The 21298-nt window shown below is 41.8% G+C and carries 17 protein-coding genes; 14 read left to right on the plus strand and 3 right to left on the minus strand.

The annotated features are described in order from the left end of the window. Positions 1–88 precede the first annotated feature (88 nt). Positions 89–2941, plus strand: a complete 2853-nt coding sequence (locus DCK90_RS14160; protein ID WP_108246862.1) for a TonB-dependent receptor — start codon at positions 89–91, stop codon at positions 2939–2941. 92 nt (positions 2942–3033) lie between these two features. Further along, positions 3034–4464, plus strand: coding sequence for an SLC13 family permease (locus tag DCK90_RS14165; protein ID WP_108246863.1), 1431 nt, complete (start codon positions 3034–3036; stop codon positions 4462–4464). 444 nt (positions 4465–4908) lie between these two features. Here the strand turns inward: DCK90_RS14165 and DCK90_RS14170 are convergent, their stop codons facing one another. Further along, complete coding sequence (locus tag DCK90_RS14170; protein WP_108246864.1) at positions 4909–5631, minus strand: hypothetical protein; 723 nt, start codon at positions 5629–5631, stop codon at positions 4909–4911. 266 nt (positions 5632–5897) lie between these two features. On the opposite strand from DCK90_RS14170, the gene DCK90_RS14175 reads away from it, so the two are divergent. The 6 genes from DCK90_RS14175 (at position 5898) to DCK90_RS14200 (ending at position 11738) form a co-directional block, all read left to right on the plus strand. Then, the gene (locus DCK90_RS14175) at positions 5898–8399 is read left to right on the plus strand and encodes a zinc-dependent metalloprotease (protein WP_108246865.1); all 2502 of its coding nucleotides are present in this window, start codon (positions 5898–5900) and stop codon (positions 8397–8399) included. 160 nt (positions 8400–8559) lie between these two features. Further along, a complete protein-coding gene (locus DCK90_RS14180; RefSeq protein ID WP_108246866.1) occupies positions 8560–8754 on the plus strand; it encodes a hypothetical protein in 195 nt (64 codons plus the stop codon). Between the two features lie 113 nt (positions 8755–8867). Then, positions 8868–9311, plus strand: a complete 444-nt coding sequence (locus tag DCK90_RS14185; RefSeq protein ID WP_159075851.1) for a hypothetical protein — start codon at positions 8868–8870, stop codon at positions 9309–9311. 296 nt (positions 9312–9607) lie between these two features. Continuing rightward, positions 9608–10300 carry an SH3 domain-containing protein gene (locus DCK90_RS14190; RefSeq protein ID WP_159075852.1) on the plus strand — a complete coding sequence of 231 codons (693 nt, stop codon included), beginning with the start codon at positions 9608–9610 and terminating at the stop codon, positions 10298–10300. Positions 10301–10416: 116 nt separating this feature from the next. Beyond that, positions 10417–11016 (plus strand): transcriptional regulator, encoded by a 600-nt coding sequence (locus tag DCK90_RS14195; RefSeq protein WP_108246869.1) that lies wholly within the window; start codon positions 10417–10419, stop codon positions 11014–11016. Beyond that, positions 11013–11738, plus strand: coding sequence for a DUF3307 domain-containing protein (locus DCK90_RS14200; protein WP_108246870.1), 726 nt, complete (start codon positions 11013–11015; stop codon positions 11736–11738). The genes DCK90_RS14195 and DCK90_RS14200 overlap by 4 nt, the downstream gene beginning before the upstream one ends. Before the next feature lie 74 nt (positions 11739–11812). Here the strand turns inward: DCK90_RS14200 and DCK90_RS14205 are convergent, their stop codons facing one another. Then, entirely contained in the window at positions 11813–12364 is a 552-nt protein-coding gene (locus tag DCK90_RS14205) for an FMN-binding protein (protein WP_159075853.1), read from the minus strand. Then, complete coding sequence (locus DCK90_RS14210; protein ID WP_108246872.1) at positions 12351–13274, minus strand: DUF6607 family protein; 924 nt, start codon at positions 13272–13274, stop codon at positions 12351–12353. Before DCK90_RS14210 ends, DCK90_RS14205 begins: the two co-directional genes overlap by 14 nt. A 103-nt stretch (positions 13275–13377) precedes the next feature. Between DCK90_RS14210 and DCK90_RS14215 the strand changes: the two genes are divergently transcribed. From DCK90_RS14215 to DCK90_RS14240, 6 genes are all read left to right on the plus strand, one after another. After that, on the plus strand, positions 13378–15543 hold the full coding sequence (locus tag DCK90_RS14215; RefSeq protein WP_108246873.1) for a TonB-dependent receptor plug domain-containing protein: 2166 nt from the start codon (positions 13378–13380) through the stop codon (positions 15541–15543). A 5-nt stretch (positions 15544–15548) separates the two neighbouring features. After that, the gene (locus tag DCK90_RS14220; RefSeq protein ID WP_108246874.1) at positions 15549–17057 is read left to right on the plus strand and encodes an HmuY family protein; all 1509 of its coding nucleotides are present in this window, start codon (positions 15549–15551) and stop codon (positions 17055–17057) included. Between the two features lie 204 nt (positions 17058–17261). After that, the gene (locus DCK90_RS14225) at positions 17262–17675 is read left to right on the plus strand and encodes an arsenate reductase family protein (RefSeq protein ID WP_229418430.1); all 414 of its coding nucleotides are present in this window, start codon (positions 17262–17264) and stop codon (positions 17673–17675) included. Between the two features lie 48 nt (positions 17676–17723). After that, positions 17724–19265 (plus strand): AsmA family protein, encoded by a 1542-nt coding sequence (locus tag DCK90_RS14230; protein WP_108246875.1) that lies wholly within the window; start codon positions 17724–17726, stop codon positions 19263–19265. 1 nt (position 19266) lies between these two features. Then, entirely contained in the window at positions 19267–20364 is a 1098-nt protein-coding gene (locus tag DCK90_RS14235; RefSeq protein WP_108246876.1) for a DUF748 domain-containing protein, read from the plus strand. Positions 20365–20609: 245 nt separating this feature from the next. Further along, the gene (locus DCK90_RS14240) at positions 20610–21251 is read left to right on the plus strand and encodes a DUF2306 domain-containing protein (RefSeq protein ID WP_108246877.1); all 642 of its coding nucleotides are present in this window, start codon (positions 20610–20612) and stop codon (positions 21249–21251) included. Positions 21252–21298: the final 47 nt, after the last annotated feature.

Below are 21298 nucleotides of genomic sequence, written 5' to 3' on the forward strand. Positions count from 1 at the left end.
AAAAATTTCTATCTTACCCCGATTTTCATCCCTAACGGAAGAAGATTTCCAGCAGCTTACCCCACTAATCTTACTAAAATCTACTTATATGAGAAGAATGAAATTAGCATTCCTTTTCGTGCTGTTGGTATCGTTTACCGGAATGGCACAAGAGGTAACAGGAACCGTTTATGACGACCAAAATGTACCCTTACCGGGAGCCTCGGTCCAAGTTAAAGGAACAACCGCGGGAGCCATCACCGACTTTGATGGCAACTATTCAATCGAAGCTAGCACCGGGGATGTCCTCGTATTCTCCTACGTTGGATTCAACACACAAGAAGCGACCGTAACCGGCAGTACTTTGGACGTTACACTACAAGCCGGACTCGAACTGGAAAATGTTGTAGTTGTTGGATCCAGAAACGCCAACCGAACCTCTACCGACTCGCCAGTGCCCGTAGATGTGCTGGATGTTACAGAATTGGTACAATCTGCCCCTCAGGTTACCGTAACCGAAATCCTGAATTATGCGGCACCATCCTTCACATCTAACCCACAGACTATTTCCGACGGTACAGACCATATTGCCCCCGCTTCATTGCGCGGACTTGGCCCTGATCAGGTTTTGGTACTCATCAACGGAAAAAGAAGGCACAAAACAGGGTTGGTCAACGTAAACGGAACATTTGGCCGTGGAAGTGTTGGAACGGACATGACCACGATTCCTTCCAACTCCATCTCCAGAATAGAAATTCTTCGCGACGGTGCTGCTGCGCAGTACGGTTCCGATGCCATTGCAGGGGTCATCAATATTGTTTTGAAGAATACCGTGAACGAATTGCAGGTAGATGTTAACACCGGAGCCCATTTTACCAGCGATCACAGTCCACAAAAGAAAATCGATGGTGAAAAAGTAAGTCTGGGGCTTAACTACGGATTGCCTATTGGAAAAGATGGTGGTTTTATCAACTTTACCGGTAATTTTAACCACCGCGGATGGACCAACCGTATGCAGGAATGGGAAGGGTCGATTTTTAATAGCTATAATTCCATTGAAAGAGTCGCGGCGGCCGATAATTACGATACATCCCTATTACTTGACGATGATTTGGCCGATATATTCCAATATGCATCAGCTGCTGGAATTGCCCTGAATGGGGATGAAACCAAAGAGCAACTTCAAGACATCTTGAGCGCTGATGTAACCGAATCAGAATTATTGGCAAGAGGTCTGCAGCGGAGCGATTTCAACATGAGAGTCGGTCAATCCAAACTCAGAGGCGCACAGTTCTTTGCCAACCTCTCCATTCCGTTAGATGAAAACTTGGAGATTTATGGATTTGGCGGATTGAGCTTTAAAAATGGTAATGCCGGTGGTTTTTACCGCTTGCCCAACCAGTCGCGCACCTACTCCCCTGCTTATCCCAACGGCTTTTTGCCAGAAATCAATTCCAATATTGTGGATAAATCCGCTGCATTCGGAATCAAAGGAATGATAGGCGATTGGAACGTTGACTTTAGTAATTCCTACGGAAAGAATGAGTTTATGTATCATGTGACCAACTCCAACAATGCCTCCATGGAAAATGCAACTCCATTTGAAGCAAATTCGGGTGGGTTCAACTATAGCGAAAACACCACCAATTTTGACATGAGCCGATTTTATGAAGATACCATGGCAGGATTGAATATTGCGTTTGGCGCGGAATACCGTGTAGAAAATTATGGAATTATTGCAGGAGAGGAAATCTCCTATACACAGTACAACACCTTGGGTGTTCCACACGATCCCACCGATCCAGATTCAATGGTACCTACTGACTTTTTTGGAAACACTAGAGATAGTGGGATTCAAGTTTTTCCAGGCTTCAAACCAGAAAATGAAGTCAATGCCTTCAGAAACACCATTGCAGGCTATTTTGATGTGGAAGCTGATTTTACCGAATCCATTTTGCTCAGTGGAGCGGTCAGGTATGAAAACTTCTCCGATTTTGGGGGAACCTTGAACTTTAAGGTGGCCACACGATTGAAAATTTCCGAAAACTTTAACTTTAGAGGAGGTGGACAAACGGGCTTTAGGGCTCCGTCATTACATCAAATACATTTTAATTCTGTATCAACAATATTCGATGAGGATGGTCCTCAAGAAGTTGGCACTTTTGCAAACACTTCAAGGGTTGCCCGACTGTTGGGTATAGAACCTTTGAAAGAGGAAACATCGGTAGGTGCAACGGCCGGATTTACGGCAAGGGTGCCCAGTGCCAACCTAAAGTTTACTTTGGACGGATTCCTCATCAATATCGATGATCGAGTAATCCTCACCGGACAGTTTGGCGATAACGGCAATGCCGAATTGGCAAACCTGTTCCAACAGGCCAATGCCACACAGGCTGCTTTCTTTGCAAACTCGGTGGATACACAAACCAAAGGTTTGGATTTTGTTTTAGACCATAAAGCGAACATTTCGGACAATGTTTCCCTGACCAATACGTTGGCCATGACAGTATCCGAAACAACCGTTGAAAAGGTGAAAGTTCCCGAGGCAATTGCCGATGCAGGGCTGAGCGACACCTATTTCGACCCAACAAGCAGAATCTATTTGGAATCAGCCGTTCCCACCACAAAGGGGAACCTGTCTCACAATCTAAAAGTTGGGGATAATTGGAGTTTCTTTTTAAGAAACGGTTATTTTGGTGAAGTTAGGGAAGCTACCAATGAAGTTGACCCTACTATTGATTACACATTTGGTGCAAAAATAGTGACCGATTTAACCATCGGTTACAATTTTACGGATAGTGCCAAACTAACCATTGGTGCAAACAACCTTTTGGATGTTTATCCAGATGAGAACGATCCCGCTTTTCGTTCCGAAGGCAGATTCATTTATTCAAGACGTTCTGTACAGTTCGGCCAGAACGGAAGATACGTTTTCGGTCGACTGACATTCAAAATCAAATAAATACAATTTTCTTTTATTAATTTATTTGGAAGCCCCGGCAAGGGGCTTCTTTATTTTTATCTTTTAACAAAAAAGCATAGCTTAGAACCCCGATGGAACTAAGCAAAAAAATTGGGCTGGTCCTTGGACCGGTTATCTTTCTTGTATTGAACTTGTTGCCTTTTGAAATGGTCTCAGAAAAAGGCGACCCTGTAATTTCAGTAGCGGCATGGATGCTGACATGGTGGATCACCGAAGCTGTCTCTATTTCTGTTACCGCACTCCTACCCTTACTTTTGTTACCTATTTTAAAGATTCTGCCCATTGCAGAGGTTGGTGCCAATTATGGAAGTCCCATTGTATTCCTCTTCTTTGGAGGTTTTGTTATGGCCCTTGCCCTTGAAAAGGTAAACTTGCACCGTAGAATAGCCCTAAATATTATCAGACTCACCGGAACCACACCGAACAAGGTAATTTTAGGTTTTATGATCGCCACGGCCACTTTGAGCATGTGGATCAGCAACACGGCAAGCACCGTGGTGATGTTGCCCATAGCCGTTTCCGTAATTAACCTATTGATCAATGACGAGGATGGTTTTACCAAGAACGATCAGAATTTTGCGCTTTGCGTGATGCTCGGCATCGCCTTTTCTGCCAATGCAGGTGGCATTGCCACGGTAATCGGGACACCACCGAACTCTGTTTTAATAGGACTATTGGAAAACGAATACAATACGGAAATCTCCTTCTTAAAATGGATGACCATAGGTTTGCCTTTCTCCATCATTATGATAGGAATTTGCTATTTGGTCCTAGTAAAATGGATGTTCCCCAACAAAGATTTAAAATTCAATGCATCCAAAGAAGTTATACAAACTGAGCTACATAAATTAGGACCTACAACTGGTAAGGAAAAAATGGTGTTGGTGATTTTTGGTGTAACGGTTTTCCTGTGGATTTTCAGGACCTTGATCAATAGCATCTTTCCAAGCTTGGGGCTTACAGATACCATGATAAGTATTTTTGCAGCAATCGCCCTTTTTGCCATTCCATATAATATGAAAAAGGGGGATTTTATCATTACTTGGAAAGATACTTCCAAACTGGCATGGGGAATTCTAATCCTTTTTGGTGGAGGGCTCGCTTTAGCACAAGGGATGTCGACCAGTGGTATTGTGGATATGGTAGCCAACGCCATAGCACAGAGCGAAATAAGTGTTTTGTTCACCGCTGCATTATTGATATTCTTAATGCTTTTTATGACAGAACTGATGAGCAATGTAGCATTGGTTGCGGTATTGGCTCCAGTAGTGGCGGGTATTGCCATTGGCCTCGATGTTCCGATGCTTTACTTATTGATCCCTGTAACCATTGCCAGTAGTTGTGCATTTATGCTGCCCATGGCAACACCGCCCAACGCTATTGTATTTGCCAGTGGCTATGTGAAAATTCCAGAAATGGCACGGGTCGGTGTTATTCTGAATCTGATAGCAGTTGTTTTACTTATTTTGGTTTTCCAGTTTGTGATTCCGTTGCTGTTCTAAACTAAAAATGCCCCTCCGGGCGGAAGGGCATTTTCACAAACTAACTAACTCAAAAAAATGTAAGAAACTAACTTAACTAACGCTTCAACTCTTGACAAGCGAAGCGTAACTCTTTGTTAGGCACAAAGTTATAACCCTTTTTTGTGAAGATTATTATAATTAGTCTTTTGTTAACGTCACAATAAGAATCTAAAGGGTCTATCCATTTTTACAGTTTTCGCCATTTGCTGAAGTAATTTTATCAAAACATCCAAATGACTGAATTATCCTTACAATAACAGCTATTTTGCTACAAATACCAATGCCATATATACTGGTGTTATTTTTTTGTTAACCAGTCACTTATTAGATTTTCTTAACAAAAGAAAGGTCTTGTCAAAACAAAAACCCCTCAATTGAGGGGTTTTCATAGCTAACTCAAATAAGTTGTAAAATGAGAACATTTTACTGCATTGATCCTGAGTATGGATCAAAATTTTCAGGGAGATACTTGGAGGTATCAAACCCCAATTCCATATCTTCTTCCTCCATGTAGTTTACCGAAGTAATGGCTATTACATCCGTGTAAGGATCAAAACCTTCTGGCAACAAATACTCGCTATTGATTCCCAATACCAGTTCGGTTTCTTCCTCCAAGTAAGAAATCAACTTTAAATCCACGTACATCTCGTAAGGAGAAAAGCCTTCTGGCAAGTAATCCTTGGTATCAAAACCTAGATCCATATCCTCTTCCTCCATATAGTTGATGGAATGTACATCCACCACATCCGTGTAAGGGTTGAAATTCTCCGGCAAGTACTTTTGGACATCAAAACCCAAAGAAGAATCAACATTATTTTCGAGATATATGATGGAATTCAAATCAAAATAGCTTTTGTAGGGGTTAAAACCTTCTGGAAGATAATCCGCGGTATCAAAACCTAGATGTACCTCTGGCTCTTCCTCCAAATACACTATTTCATTTAAATTCAATTCATACCAGGCATAATCTGCCATTTCTGAAGTTGAATTGTTTAACTCAGCACTGATGCTCAACGTGGTTAAACTGTTCTCTAAACTACCCGGTGTCTCAGATTGTACCTGGACAACCTTGGTATTTTGTTGGTCGTTGGCTATGGCTGTACTACTCAATAATACACTACCATAAATTAATAATAACTTGTTCATTTTTTGATTGAATTTTGTGATTGATGATATGCTTATAAGACTGACCAAAATCTAAAATGTTACAGTCTTTAGGAAATTTTCACAAATTCCAAACACCCGTTAAGCCCAGTTATACGGGGCAATTTCCTCCAAACCCTCAGTAAAAGGCAGGATTCCCAAAGGTTGAGACATAGCGTTAAAAAAACAGCCGTTAATATTTATTTAACAGTTAAATCTCATGATTTTTAGGTTCTTTGAATCTTCATAGTTATTCAAACGGACATATAATGATCAAAAATTTACTACCTCGACTACTTGTAGTCTTTATTTTATTGGGCACCGTTCAAAACATTGACGCCCAACTTTTCAAAAAGAAAAAGAAACAGACCGAACAAAAAAAGGAAGACAAATCTAAACCGGGTGATATAAAACCTTATGATAAGGTCATCACCAAAGATGCAAAGACCGACGAAGGTCTCTTCCGTGTGCATACTGTAGATGACAAACATTACTACGAAATTCCAGATTCCCTTTTCAATCGTGAAATGCTAATGGTGAGCCGTATCTCCAAAACGGCAACAGGCATCGGTTTTGGTGGAGGAAAAATCAATACACAGGTACTACGCTGGGAAAAAAAGGACAAAAAGGTATTGGTACGAGTTGCCTCTTATGAAAATGTAGCAGCAGATTCCCTTCCGGTGCACGAAGCAGTGGTAAACTCGAACTTTGAACCCGTGCTTTTTTCTTTCGATATCAAGGCCATCAACAAAAAAGATTCTTTGAACCCTGCAACGGTAATCGAAATCGACCCTATGTTTACTGATGATGTAAAGGCCCTTGGCTTTCCTGATGGGTACCGAAAAAGATACAAAGTAACAAGAATGGATGGAGACCGTAGCTATATCGAATCCATCAAAAGTTATCCTTTGAACATAGAGGCGAGACACGTAAAAACATACTTATCCAACGAACCGCCAAGCAACTCAAGTTTAGGGTCTATTTCTTTGGAGATCAATAACTCTATGATTTTATTGCCCAAAGAACCCATGAAACGCCGTTATTTTGACAGACGTGTAGGATGGTTTGCGAGAGGACAAGTAGATTACGGACTTGAGGCACAGGAAAGCAAGACGGTTACTTACCTAGATCGCTGGAGACTCGAGGTAAAGGAAGAGGACATTGCAAAATACAAGGCCGGTGAGTTGGTAGAGCCTAAAAAACCGATTGTGTATTACGTGGACAGGGCCACACCCAAAGAATGGGTTCCTTATATTAAACAAGGTATTGAAGATTGGCAGGTAGCCTTTGAGGCCGCCGGTTTTAAAAACGCCATTCTGGCCAAAGACCCTCCATCGGTTGAAGAAGACCCAGAGTGGTCTCCCGAGGATGTTAGGTATTCTGTGGTTCGTTATTTGGCCTCTCCTATTCCAAACGCCAATGGTCCGCACGTAAGCGACCCAAGGAGCGGTGAAATTTTGGAATCGGACATTAACTGGTACCACAATGTGATGAGCCTGTTACGTGGATGGTATTTTGTTCAAACGGCAGCCATTAACCCTGAAGCACAAAAAACACAGTTCAAAGAAGAGATTATGGGGCGCTTGATACGATTTGTATCATCCCACGAAGTTGGACATACACTTGGATTACCGCACAACATGGGGAGTAGTGTTGCTTACCCCGTTGATTCCTTACGCTCTGCAAGTTTCACCCAAAAATATGGAACGGCTCCATCCATTATGGATTATGCCCGCTTCAATTATGTTGCCCAACCAGGTGACGAAGGTGTTGCTTTGATGCCAAACATCGGTATTTATGACAAGTATGCTATCAAATGGGGATATAAGCCTATTTTGGACAAAACGGCCAAAGAAGAAAAACCAATTTTGAACAGTTGGATTTTGGAACATGCCGGAGACCCTATGTACCGATTTGGTCACCAACAGGTAGGCGATATCCATGACCCAAGCTCGCAAACAGAGGATTTGGGCGATGATGCCATCAAAGCTAGCTTATATGGTATAGAGAACCTGAAGCGAATTGTTCCCAACCTAATGCAATGGACCACGGAAGATGGTGAAAACTATGATGACCTTGAAACCATGTATGGCCACGTAGTAGCGCAGTTCAGCAGATATATGGGGCACGTATCCAATAACATTGGAGGTGTTTATGAATACCACAAAACTGCAGATCAAGAAGGTGCAGTGTACACCTATGTGAGCAAAGAACATCAAAAGGACGCCATGGAGTTTATGCAAGAACAACTCTTTGAGACCCCAGAGTGGTTGATAGACCAAAATATTTTAAATAAGATACAATATTCCGGTTCCATAGAGCGAATTCGAGCCACACAAGAACGTTACTTGAACACCATGTTGCATTTGGGGAAATTGGCCCGAATCATCGAAAATGAAACCTTGAACGGCGATGAAGCTTACGGATTGGTAGAGATGATGCGCGACCTTCGCAGAGGGATTTGGTCGGAGACACGCAGTGGCAAAACCATTGACACCTACCGTAGAAACCTTCAAAAGGCGCATATCGACCGATTGGAATACTTGATGACCGCTGACAGTCAAAGTAAACAACCTGATTTTGGTGGTTATAGGAAATCGACACCTATCAATACAAGCCAGTCAGATATTCGTTCTGTGGCACGTGCCGAACTCAACAATCTTAAAAGCGATATTAGAGGCGGCCTTGCAAGAATTTCGGATACCATGAGCCGTTACCATTTGCAAGATGCAATGGAGCGTATCGACCTAATTTTGGAACCTGCGAAATAGGTATTTTTAAATAGATAAAACACCAACAAGGTGTGATCGTTGCTGTTCATCGATCACACCTTGCTTTTTTTTAAGTACGCATCCCTTAGCAGTCCTTTCACAACATATACGTGAGATTGCCAGTTGTTTTCACTACTTTAGTAATCCAAATCTCACATTCATGAACTACAAGACAAAAAGCTTAATCTACTTTTCCTGTTTCGTGGCAGCCGCTACTTCCTACTATTTGATTGAGGAACACGATAAATTTAAAGATGATTTAAATTCCAAAACTTACGTTGAGACTCATTTCGAAGATGCAGATGAGTATATCGATGATTCTGAAAAAACAACCCCAGAGGAAGAGCTCAAGTAATTTTCACAACACACCTTTTTTTACTGTTAAAAGCTTCACAAACTATTTCTTGATGATTAAACCTTTTGGACCAAGTAGATGTCCAAGAAACAAATCATTAAAAATTGAACGATATGAAGCAATTAGCAATTTTATTGGTTATGCTGACAACAGTGAGCATGGCCGCCCAAAGACATGATGGCCCCAAAATGCGCAAAGGTCCAAAAATGGACATGACCGCGGAACAAATGGCCACATTGCAAACAAAACATATGACCTTGGCATTGGATCTAACCGAAAACCAAAAAGACCAAGTCTACAAAATCAATTTGGAAAAGGCCCAGTTTAGAAAGGAAAAATGGGCAGAGATGAAAGCGGCGAAAGAGAGTGGCGAATGGGAAAAACCCACTCCCGAAGAAAGATTTGAAATGGAAAACGCACGTTTGGACCGTCAAATCGCAATGCATGAAAAAATGAGAACGATACTGGACACAGAACAGTATGAGACTTGGAAAAAGTTCTCCAATCGCAAAAAAATGCATGGCAAGAAAAAAATGCAGGAAAGAAGGAGAAGATGATAGTGTTTTTTGTTGATTTAAGAAGCCGCGCCAGCCATGGTCGCGGTTTCTTTTTTTATTATATTTATCAGAATCAATTTGCCTAGGTACGTTGCGAAAATTTATTCTCTAACCAATCGCAATGTTTTAACCTCCCTAGAATTGTTTTTAATTTAATAACAATCTATATGTTGAGGGCGAGTTTTTATCTTTCGGTTCTATTTTTTTCCTGTATTATCAACTTAAATTTTGCGCAAGATCGCTCATTTTGTCCTTGGGAAGATGGATGCTATTTTCAAAAAGGAGATATCCTATATATGTTCGGAGACAATGTAAAGTCTCGGTCTCAACCTAAAATCGATTCTGAGGTGTTGGATTTACTAAAAATGGGAGATGCAGTAGAAATTATTGAAACTACTGATTCCACAGAACGCTATAATGGTCTGGAATCTCCTTTTTATAAAGTAAATTACAAAGGCGTGAACGGTTACATCCTTGGAGGACTTTTTTCTCTTAGTCGACAAACAATTGATGGCACCAATTATTTTTTCAACTTTTCCAAGGAAAATGAAGCACTATTCTTAAACATAAGAAGTATTTATCTTGGCTCGCTACGTGAAGAAAAAATCCCACTTTCCAATTCTGATATCAGTATTGAAGCCTATGGCAGTAGAGGTCTGCATAACTTGGACGGTATACTGTACGTAAATTATCATCCCAACTATGATGGTGATCAAAGTGGTGGGATTTATTTATTCGTTTTTGAAGGAACTTTGAGCAAATATGAACTCTCTCAATTCCAAGACGAAGACGCCTCTTATTATATGGAAAAATTTATTTTTCCTGATGAAGAGGGAGGCTTCCCCGAAAAAATTATTTTTAAGAAAGAACAGGCATATACCTATATTACAGGAACCCAATGGCTGCGGGAATATGTGGAAACTTGCCTGCTATCCTGGGATTTGGGATCATTGACTCCAAATTTCAGGGAAAAGTTCCCATACCATTGAGTATTATCTTTCTTAAAACAACAACTCATATTATCTACTATTTTACAGATATATTTTTTTATCTGCTATTTTACAGATATATTTGAATATCTACTAATAAGCAGATATTTGTCATCATGATAGCGATACTCACAGGGGACATTAAAAACTCCTCGGAACACAAGGCCAACAAATGGATGCCCTTATTAAAGGAAGCCTTGGCCAAATACGGTAAAGAACCCAAGGATTGGGAAATTTATCGCGGTGACAGTTTTCAACTGCAGACCTCACCAGAAAATGCCTTGGAAGCTGCTATCTATATTAAGGCGAGCATCAAACAAGTTCGCCAGTTGGATGTAAGGATATCCATAGGCTTGGGCGAAAAAAATTATGATTCACCAAAAATCACGGAATCCAACGGCACCGCCTTTATAAACTCCGGAGAGCGTTTCGAGAACCTCAAAAAACAGAATCTGGGCATTAAAACTCCTAACGAGAAGTTTGATGAGCACATTAATCTACTACTGGAATTGGCCCTTCTTACCATGGACGATTGGACGCCCGCAATCTCCAGAACTGTGCAATGCGCAATGGACAATCCAGAAATGAATCAAAAAGAACTGGCATCGCTACTCAACAAATCACAAGGGAACATCAGTGAAGAATTGAACAAGGCAGGATTTGATGAAGTCAAAAAAATGATCCATTTTTACAAAGCACAACTCGCCCAATTATGATGCTTTTGGCCCTAAAACTTATACTTGCCCACTTTATTGGAGACTTTGTCCTTCAACCAGCACATTGGGTCGAGGATAAATTGGAGAAAAAGGGACGGTCCAAATATCTATATTTTCATGTGGGGGTACATCTACTGGCGCTGTTGATTATACTACAGTTTCAGCATATTGTCCCAATCATTATAATTGTAGCGACACATTTCCTCATCGACTTGGGCAAATTATCACTTACCAATCCCAAAAACTATCGCTGGCTATTCATCTTAGATCAAGTATTGCATCTTCTGGTCCTTGCCGGTGTACTGTATTGGATATCGCCGTTTCCTTTGGATTTTAGCACCTTGTTTACCGAAAAAACCTTGCTGCTGATTACTTTTCTGGTATTTGTGACCTATGTGTCCGGTATTGTAATGCGCATGTTGTTGGCCCCTTATATTGATGAGGTCGCCAAAGACGATGCAGATACAGAAGGGGGTTCGCTTAAAAATGCAGGAACCTATATCGGTATGCTGGAAAGGATATTTGTGTTCGGCTTTATCTTGATGCAACAATGGGCCGCCATCGGCCTGTTGATAGCTGCAAAATCCGTGTTCCGTTTTGGTGACCTCAACAAGGGCAAAAACCGTAAGCTCACCGAATATGTCCTTATCGGGACACTATTGAGCTTTGGTCTCGCCATACTTTCGGGAATGTGCTACATGTACCTCGCAGAACAGCTATAACCCCCCCAAAAAACGAAAAAGCCATCCTATTAAAGAATGGCCTTTTCTGCTACTAATTAAATCGAAACACTTGCTTAAAAAACGTTCGCATTTTTTAAAACCTGTAAACTTTCCAATACATTGCTTACGGCAAGCGTCATGGATTTTGCAGATACCGTAGCCCCAGATATTCCATCAATATCTTCTCCGTAAACCAATTTTTCACCGGATTTTCTTCCAATGAACTGTTTTAGCCAACGTTGGCTTCCCACTTGACGCCCATGGTCTTCACGGTAAATTAATATTTTGGATTTTTTTATGTTCAAGTCAGGATTGAGTAAAACCACGTAGTCAAAGGTTTTCTTTAAACTGGGAGCGACTCCCACATAAATGTACCCCAGCTCTTTCCCCAAAGAAGTGATTTTAAAAAGGTTTTCTCCTCCCATTTCAGATGGAGTTTGCTTATTCAAATCAGATGGGACTTCGATTCTTTCCATAGTGAATTCCTCCACCTCAAAAGTTCCCTGTATGGCGCTGTCAATCTTTTCTTGAAGCTTTGGCGATATCTTTTCCGATTTAAACCCAAAAAATAAGAACGTGATTAGAATCACTACCGCATTATGTCTCTTAAACTTACTTGCCTGCATTCCCCTTAGAAGCATTATCCGTCACAAATTTGTTGATCAACTCTAAAATTTCATCTTTATTCGCATTAGCGGCCTCCAGCTCATAAAACTGCATAAACATAGGTTGTCCATCAACTTGCTTTAGCAAAGTAAGGTCTCCTTCCCTCTCATAAATGTCTTCCCAAGCATCGCGAGCCACGGCCCAGAAATCTTTGTGCTTTGCCCACCAATCGGTTGCGGCCTTGCATCTTTCATCTGCTACTTTCACATACGTATTGTATCCTTTTTCTTGGGCGAGCAACACATCATCCTGATTATCTTTACGGATAATTTTATCATTATCTTGCTCGTGTATCCATCCATAAGGTGTGATTTCTTGACGATTTCCCCTGCTCATGACATTGTAATCGCTCCTTTTGGAATACTCCCTCCGCGGTAGTGGCGAATCACTTTGGTTTTCCCAATAATGTTTTCCATCAAAATGCACCCAAGTGGAAGAACCTGCATACCTGGGACTATCATCCACCTGGTATACTTTTTGGGTCCACTGCCCCTTCACTTGGTCGGCAGGCAGCTGAGAGAAAACCCAATTGTTGTCCTTATCGTAATGGAAAATTTTCTGGTTCTCGTACAACCAATCCTGTCTCCAGTGTTTGATTACCATGGTATCGTTCAATACCAGCAAGTGTTGCAATGAAATTTTATTGTCCTCGTCCACTATGGGCAACGCAAGCTCCAATGCTTTTGATGTGTAGTCAAGGTGTTTCTCATAATCAATTTCCGGAGCAAAGGTCTCCGTGTATTTAAAACTTACCTCGTAGCAGCCGCACATATCCAAAATGGCTTCGCGGTCCAGTTGCTTTTTTTCTTGTGATGTGGCCAAAGTTGTTGAAAAGGCTAAAAACAACAAAGGCAGGATTGATTTCTTCATATTGGTGTGTGTTAGATTGTTTTAAAAATGTTCTGGTCAAAAATACTAAACTTATTTAGATTGAATAAAAATAAAATATATATTTGTCATCAAATTAAATAGAATGAGTCTAAATAAAAATACCAACCTCTTATTTTTAACCTTCTTTTTTTCTGTAATAGGACTCGCGCAGGAATCTAAAAAACAAGAAAAAGACTCATTGTCCATGCAGCAATTGGACGAAGTTGTATTGACCGGAGAAAGCAAAGTGATGTCCCTGAGCAAGAAATTGTTCTCGGTCGGTACCATTGACCAACAGGACATTGCCAAGGTTGCTGGAAACAATTTAGCGGACATACTTAATTACAACCTCAACATCACCGTTACACCGAATCCGTCCACAGGGCGTTCCACCATAAGTATGTTCGGGCTCGATGGACAATATGTAAAGGTGCTTATTGACGGTATCCCCATGGCCAGTGACAACGGAATGGGCAACAATATAGATATCACCCAGATAAACCTTGAAGATGTGGAGCGTATTGAAATTGTGGAAGGTTCCATGGGTGTTCTCTATGGAGACAATGCCGTTGCCGGTGTTATCAATATTGTAACGAAGCGAGGATTGGAAAACAATCACAAATGGCAATTGCAACTATCGGTGCAGGAAGAAACCGTAGGTAGCGAGTATGCCCTATTTGATGAAGGTCGACACATCCAAAACGTAAAACTTAGCCATAAATTGAGTGATAAGACCAGTGTTGCCATCGGGGGTTCCCGGAACGACAATGCTGGTTTTTTTAACGGCTACCAAGGAAAAAACTATGTCAATATTCAGGATAATGCCGTGGTGAACGACAGCCTTCGTGGTATGGAATGGAACCCGAAAGAACAATTGACCGCCTACGGAAACTTGAATACATCCATTGGAAAACACAACATCTTTTATAAAATTCAATATTACGATGAATCCGTTCCGGTATACAACCATTTTGTGAACGGTAGGTTGGATAGCAATACAGGCATGCCGAACCCGACCGCCTTGGACCAAAATTTCGATACAGAAAGGGTGATGAACAACCTCAACATCTCAGGGCCTTTAAAAGGCTCTACGGTCTACAACCTCTCGTTGTCCCATCAAACCCAAAAACGGTATTACAAGCAATTTGTGTACAACATTTTGCAACAGGGCATAGAATCTGTCAACTCAGACGATTTAAGCCAATCCAGTGAAATTTGGTACTCCAAAGGCTTCGTGAGCAACATGGTTCCCGATACGGATTTCTTCAACCTGCAATTGGGATACGAGTTCAACCACCAAACGGGTTTTGATGCCATCGCCACTGGTGAATACTCCAGCGATGTGGTGGAAAACACATTGGAAAACTATGACTTTTTTGGAGTAATGGATTTTAATATCAACGACCGGTTTTCCTTGTTTCCTGGAGCTAGGTTTACCAACAACTCCCAATTCGGAAACAAATTAATATGGTCCCTCTCCTCTACCTACGACTTCAGTAATACATTCAAGGTAAAAGCCGTATTCGGGTCTGCCTTTAGGGCACCCAATTTTGAGGAGCTCTTCTTCTATTTCGTGGATTCCAACCATAATGTACAAGGGAACCCCAATCTTGACCCCGAAGATGGCCTTTCCGTATTCTTAAATGTGGAGGAAAAATTCCGATTGTCCGATAGCAGCATGCTCAAAACCGCTCTAAAAACCTTCTATTTTGATATTGACGGTAAGATTGCCTCCATTATAAGCACCGACGACCAAGACCGTAACCTGTTCACTTTTGACAATGTGGACCGTTCCCAAATCTTGGGTTTTTCATTGGAGAACTCTCTTATGATGAACCGTTGGCAAGCTTCCTTGGGCATGACCTACATGGGAGAGTCCACTACAATAGATGCCTCCGAAGGAATAAGCAGTGACTTTTTATGGAGTTTCAATCTGCAATCCGCTTTAAGTTATAGCATTCCTTCCATCAACACCGCATTGTCCGCACAATTAAAATACACTGGCAGGTCCCAAGTTGTACTCAGTGGTACGGATGGCTCTGTTGTAGGCCAAACGGACGATTTTACTTGGATGGATGCTTCGGCACGTACCAACATAACCAAAGATTTAAGCCTAACGCTAGGCGCACGGAACATCTTCGATATTGTTCGGGTGAATGCCTCGGATACACCCACCGGGGCCCACGGGAGCGGTGGAGCTCCAAGTCGTTTGTTCGGCAATGGAAGATCATATTACCTAAAACTATTATACAATCTAAATTTTAATTAAAACCAATGAAAAAAACTATCCTTTTAAAAGCAATCGCACTCCTTCTTATCATCAGTTCTTGTAGCGATGATGAAGGCGAAGACCTCATAGACTTTACAGTAAACTTTAGCAGTGAAACCGTTGGCACCACAGAAGAGGACACTTCAAAAGAGATTACCTTAAGTTTTTCGAGGCCTGCATCCGAGGCGGGGACCATCAACCTGACCTATACGGGTGCCAATGCCGAGTACGGAACCGATTTTACGACATTGCCCAATGGTGAATCGGGTACCATTGCTATCTCTGTGGCAGCAGGTGACCGAAATGCTTCGTTTACTTTCAACAAATTGTCCAATGCCATCGAGGGATCCTCAAAATCTGTAACGTTCTCCATAGAAAGCTTCGACCAAACCGACTGGTCACAAGGCTCTACAGCGTCCACTTTGGTAAGTTACACAGCCGTTGCCGCTACCAGTGGGGTCATCGATTCGGAAAACGGAGGCTCCAACATGCCCAACCAAGTCTATTTTGATTTTAGTTCCGCGACCCAGACCGCGGTTCAACGTGACACTTGGGAAATCGCATTCTTCAATGAAACGGAAAACCGCGTATTCTTGAATCCTGCCTTGGCCGTATCTGCTGTTGAAATCACAGGGGAAACCGACCTTTTGTCCATTACCGAGGCCAGCGACCTGCCCGCCCCAATGGAATTGAACGGATTAAATGCCATGTTCCAGCCAGAAGCCGTTACCGTGAGTACCGTATCCGAACTTTTGGAAGGTCTGCCCGTGAGCTATTACCAGTATGGAAATTTGGATGAAGGTATTTCCTTTACCGATAATGCCGAAGGAACTTTGGAAGGAACCGCCTTTTCGGAAGTGTCCACCACAGCGGAAGAAAATTACGTGTACATCGTTAGCTTGGGATTTGAAATACCAGGACCCGCTGAAGACGTGGGAAGCATTGAGACCACTGGTGACCCCAGAGGTTACATGAAGGTCAGGGTATTGAGCGATGGCAATAGTTACACCGTTCAATATGCAGATTTGGCCGAAACCGAGTCGTACAATGAAGTAACCGTTGCCAAAAATGATGCGTACAACCTTACCGCTTTTAGTTTGACCAACGGCGAAACCGTAAGCGTGGAGCCCACCAAAGAACAGTGGGACATCAACTTGAGCGGAGTATTCTCTTACTACGGAAGCTCCCAAGGTTTAGTGGCTGGACTAACCTATTCCGATTATGTACTGCACAATACTTTAGGAGGAACAGGGCTTTATCAAGTAACCATTGAAGAGGGAGTACCTACCTACGCCAACTTTGCAATGGCCGACGTAGATGAATCTTCCTTTGTTTACGATAACAGAGCCGTTGTTGGAAGTGGTTGGAGAGATGCCTTTAACGGTACGATCAATGAAAATGTGTACTACATACTTAAAGATGTGGACGGTAACTATTATAAGTTCGACTTTACCGCCTTCACCAGTGCCGAAGGGGAAAGAGGACATTACCAGTTTACCTACGAACGTTTATAACAATTCATTTATTCAGATGCTCATAACTCGACCCACCATACCTTTTGTTATCCCATCATCCTGAGTGGTTCGGTTTGAGTTAGTTTGTGTGAGGAGCGGGGCTTTTGGCCCCGCTTTTTTTATCCTCTTTTACGACACTAAAAAAATCGATAGCGTTAAGGCAAAACATCAAAAAGCGGTTACTTTATTCTAAAACACATCATAATGAAGGACGACATGGGAGTAATAGCAACAGATAACAGAAAAATACAATTGTTCTATAATGGCGATACCAATAAAGGACAACAAACATTTGCGTACCTTAAATCCAGCAATAAAGAGGTGCTGAACATAGACCTTTGCAAAACAAAGGTTACGGCTACCCAATGGGCAGAAATAGCCGAATTATTGAACAAGCCCATTAAGGGACTGATCAATACCGATCACGCCGATTTTATTAAAGAATATGGGGAAAACCCTGATTTACAACGCGAGGACGATTGGTTGAAGGTCTTGGAAAATAACCCCAAAGTGGTAACGCAGCCCATTATTGTAAATGGCGACAAAGCAATTCAAATTGATACACCTTCCGAGGTAGTGCCCTTTTTGGAAGAAGAAGAGGAAGAACAGGAAGGCTAGAGTTCCACTCCCCCTCCCACATGTTATAAACACACCATTAACACATATATGCCGCAAAACAAAAAATCACGCATTTTAAAAATTGGGGTCGGAATCGTTTTAGTATTGATTTTGGCCTCAGTTGCGGCACAATTGTTTTTCTCCAGCAAAGTAAAGACTATCCTGAATGAAAAGATCCCAAAAAAACTCAACTTCACCTATGGTGATATCAGCACTAATGTGTTTTCGGGGAAAATCAGTCTGACCCAAATTAGTGGCAACGACCCGGACAACTCCATGGATTTTAAGGCAGAATCCATTACCATATCAGGGCTGGAATATTGGCCTCTGCTTCAAAATGGGGACGTAACCATAGGTGAACTCGATTTGGTATCACCAAATATTGTGTATCGTCAAAAAGAGCGGGATACTACTTCGAAAAAGAAAACAGTAGGTCCTAAGAAAAAATATAAAGTAGAAAACTTTCGTATTAAAAACGGACGCTTTCAAATGCTGAACAAGGATGGCGACAGTACCACTACTGTTCGGGGAATTAACTTTGACCTATCCGATATCCATTTTGACGAAAACACGGCCAAAGAAAAAATTCCCTTTGCCTACGGGGGTTACAAATTGAACACCGAAAGAGGCTATTTCAACATGAGCCCCCTTGAATTTATTGAGTTCCAGAAAATGCAATTGACTCCGGACAGTGGCGGTTTTCAACAATTTGTACTGCGTACCAAGTACTCTAAGTCCGAACTCTCGCGAAGACTTGCCGTGGAGCACGATCATTATGATCTTACCATTGATACAATTGCACTGAAAAACTGGGATTTTGATATTGAAAAACAGCTCCCCTATTTCCATTTGGAAGAAATGCAGCTAAAGCATCCTGTTTTTTATGTCTATCGGGATAAGCTATTGCCGGACGATACCACGCACAAAAAAATGTACAACCAAGCGCTTAGAAACCTACCATTGGACCTTCAAGTGGATTCGGTCCAAATTTTAAATGGAAAAATAGGTTACGAAGAACGAGTTAAGGAAGATATAGAGCCCAACAATCTAATATTCACCAATATTGATGCTACCATTGGCAACCTGCACAGTCGTGGTCAGGGCAATATGGATATTGATATCAATGCCAAACTTATGGACAATGGTCCCTTTACCTTGGATTGGTCTTTTGACCCCCAAAGCAAGGCCAATAACTTTGTGGTAAAAGGTTCTCTGTCCAATTTCCAGTCCCAGAGCATTAATCCATTTTTAAAATCCAATTTAGGGGCAGAGGTCAAAGGCAACGTGCAACAACTCTATTTTACCATTAGCGGAAATGAACTCGAGTCCCAAGGCGATATGAAGATGAAATATGAGGATTTTGAATTCATTGTCCTAAAAAAAGACCGCCTGGGCGTAAACAAATTACTGACCGCAGTAGTAAACCTGTTTGCCAACAAGGGCGACAAGACCGATGAAGACGGTTTCCGATATGGAAATTTCAAAGTAAGTCGAAATCAAGATAAATCCTTCTTCAATTATTTATGGATCAACCTAAAGGAAGGCTTGGTGTCCACCATGACCGGCCGCGGTAAAAAACGTGACAAATAGGATGGCCAAAAAGAAAATATACAAACGGAAGCGGTACCTGGTCCCTTTGATCATTCTCATTTTGCTGATAGGTCTCCGGATTGCACTTCCCTACATTGTAAAAAACTATGTGAACAAGGTTTTGGCCGATATTCCCGGCCACTATGGCCATGTGGAGGATATTGACCTCTCTTTGATTACGGGCGCCTACACCATTCATCAACTGTATTTGAACAAGGTAAACGCGGGCTCCCAAATTCCCTTTCTCCATTTTGAAAAAACCAATATTTCCATAGAGTGGAGTTCCCTTTTAAAGGGAAAAGTGGTGAGCGAAATCAACATGACGCGCCCCGAGATGATTTATGTGTTCGAGGACCAACAAAAGGCAACGCCCGAAGATGCCGATGTGGAGGATTGGTCCAAGGCACTTACCGATTTGGTACCCATCGACATCAACAAGCTGGAAATACACAACGGCAAGGTTGCCTTTGTACAGTTGACAGCCGACCCCAACATTGACCTACATCTGGAAAACTTGGAGCTCTATGCAATCAACCTTCGCAATGTGGTCCGGAAAGAAGCGCGATTGCCCAGCAACCTATCTGCCGATGCGGTAAGTATTGGTGGTGGCGACCTGCATTTGGAAGGTCAAATGGATTTGGTAAAGCAGATTCCCGATATGGACCTTTCCCTGACGTTGGAGAATGCCAACGCCACATCCCTCAACGATTTTACGAACCACTACGCAGGACTCGATTTTGACAAGGGCAATTTTAACCTGTATAGCGAAATGGCCATAGCCGATGGCTACCTGAAAGGCTATATAAAACCCATTATCAAAGATGCCAAGCTCATTGGCAAGGAAGATGCCTTTTTGGAAATCCTGTGGGAAGGCTTTGTGGGCTTTTTTAAGTTTATCCTAAAAAACCACAAGGAAAATACGCTCGCCACCAAGGTGCCCATTGAGGGAGATCTAAAGAACGTTAAGACCAAAACATGGCCCACCGTGACCAACATCTTTAAAAATGCCTGGATCAAGGCGTTCAAAGGCATCATAGACGATGATATCGAGTTTAAAAATGTGCAGAAAAAGGCGAACGAGCAAAAAGAAGAAAAGTAAAAGCTTTACCCTTAACCCTTCAACCGTACATTCTTTACCTTTGCCATTCAACATCACACTTCGTAAGTATAGAAAATCATTAGTTTTTTTTTAAGGTCAAAAAATATATTCATTTCACTGATTATTAGTATCTTGAAAACAATTCCCCTTCCTTTATTTTCAAAAATAGACCTATAATACCTTACATAACGATGTCGGTACATTGCTAGTTCGTTCACCTTACTATCCAACTAAACGGTTGTTCTATGAAAGCAAAAAGAATGTTGACCTTCATTTTCTGGACAGTCATTATAGCTATTTCCGTTTATTTCTATTACTATAACGTCTTTGCCTATTTTTATGGTTATAGGAACGAACGATTTGGCACTACCCTGTTCACAAATCAAATTTGGTTCGTTGCCCACATGGTAGGAGCCACCTTCTCTCTCTTTTTGGGGCCGGTGCAGTTTTGGCCGTCCGTTCGTAAAAAATATATCCGCTATCACCGGATGGCCGGCAAACTATACATTGTTGGCTCGCTCATTGCCGGAATCTCAGCCTTACGACTTTCATTGATCAACGATTGCGCTGGATGCCGTTACCCTTTGTTTTTACTATCGGTTCTGTTTCTACTGACCACCGCGTGCGCTTGGATAGCCATTCGCAGGAAAAATATAGTCGCCCACCAACAATTTATGACCCGAAGCTATACCCTCGCCTTGGCTTTTGTTTTTGTTAGATTGTACCAAATACTGCCATTGGATTTTTTATATGGCCCAATCGATAATGCAGAAGTAGAAAGAACGGTTAATGAATGGATTTTCTCTTTTGTGCCCTTGATTATTGTTGAAATTGTGATGATATGGCTACCTAGCCTCAAAAAAACGAGAAGAGCAAACCAAAGGTAGAAAACCAATTCCCCCGTAACCCGTAACCCGTAACCCGTAACCCGTAA

This window comes from Muricauda brasiliensis (assembly GCF_003057865.1).
GTDB classification, from domain to species: Bacteria; Bacteroidota; Bacteroidia; order Flavobacteriales; family Flavobacteriaceae; genus Flagellimonas; species Flagellimonas chongwuensis.

Excerpts from the sequence above, each read along its gene's own strand:
- DCK90_RS14240 (WP_108246877.1), top strand. The coding sequence starts at position 20,610 with ATGAAAGCAAAAAGAATGTTGACCTTCATTTTCTGGACAGTCATTATA.
- DCK90_RS14200 (WP_108246870.1), top strand. The coding sequence starts at position 11,013 with ATGATGCTTTTGGCCCTAAAACTTATACTTGCCCACTTTATTGGAGAC.
- DCK90_RS14235 (WP_108246876.1), top strand. The coding sequence starts at position 19,267 with ATGGCCAAAAAGAAAATATACAAACGGAAGCGGTACCTGGTCCCTTTG.
- DCK90_RS14195 (WP_108246869.1), top strand. The coding sequence starts at position 10,417 with ATGATAGCGATACTCACAGGGGACATTAAAAACTCCTCGGAACACAAG.
- DCK90_RS14220 (WP_108246874.1), top strand. The coding sequence starts at position 15,549 with ATGAAAAAAACTATCCTTTTAAAAGCAATCGCACTCCTTCTTATCATC.
- DCK90_RS14225 (WP_229418430.1), top strand. The coding sequence starts at position 17,262 with ATGAAGGACGACATGGGAGTAATAGCAACAGATAACAGAAAAATACAA.
- DCK90_RS14190 (WP_159075852.1), top strand. The coding sequence starts at position 9,608 with ATGTTCGGAGACAATGTAAAGTCTCGGTCTCAACCTAAAATCGATTCT.
- DCK90_RS14180 (WP_108246866.1), top strand. The coding sequence starts at position 8,560 with ATGAACTACAAGACAAAAAGCTTAATCTACTTTTCCTGTTTCGTGGCA.
- DCK90_RS14230 (WP_108246875.1), top strand. The coding sequence starts at position 17,724 with ATGCCGCAAAACAAAAAATCACGCATTTTAAAAATTGGGGTCGGAATC.
- DCK90_RS14160 (WP_108246862.1), top strand. The coding sequence starts at position 89 with ATGAGAAGAATGAAATTAGCATTCCTTTTCGTGCTGTTGGTATCGTTT.
- DCK90_RS14170 (WP_108246864.1), bottom strand. The coding sequence starts at position 5,631 with ATGAACAAGTTATTATTAATTTATGGTAGTGTATTATTGAGTAGTACA.
- DCK90_RS14185 (WP_159075851.1), top strand. The coding sequence starts at position 8,868 with ATGAAGCAATTAGCAATTTTATTGGTTATGCTGACAACAGTGAGCATG.
- DCK90_RS14205 (WP_159075853.1), bottom strand. The coding sequence starts at position 12,364 with ATGCAGGCAAGTAAGTTTAAGAGACATAATGCGGTAGTGATTCTAATC.
- DCK90_RS14165 (WP_108246863.1), top strand. The coding sequence starts at position 3,034 with ATGGAACTAAGCAAAAAAATTGGGCTGGTCCTTGGACCGGTTATCTTT.
- DCK90_RS14175 (WP_108246865.1), top strand. The coding sequence starts at position 5,898 with ATGATCAAAAATTTACTACCTCGACTACTTGTAGTCTTTATTTTATTG.
- DCK90_RS14210 (WP_108246872.1), bottom strand. The coding sequence starts at position 13,274 with ATGAAGAAATCAATCCTGCCTTTGTTGTTTTTAGCCTTTTCAACAACT.
- DCK90_RS14215 (WP_108246873.1), top strand. The coding sequence starts at position 13,378 with ATGAGTCTAAATAAAAATACCAACCTCTTATTTTTAACCTTCTTTTTT.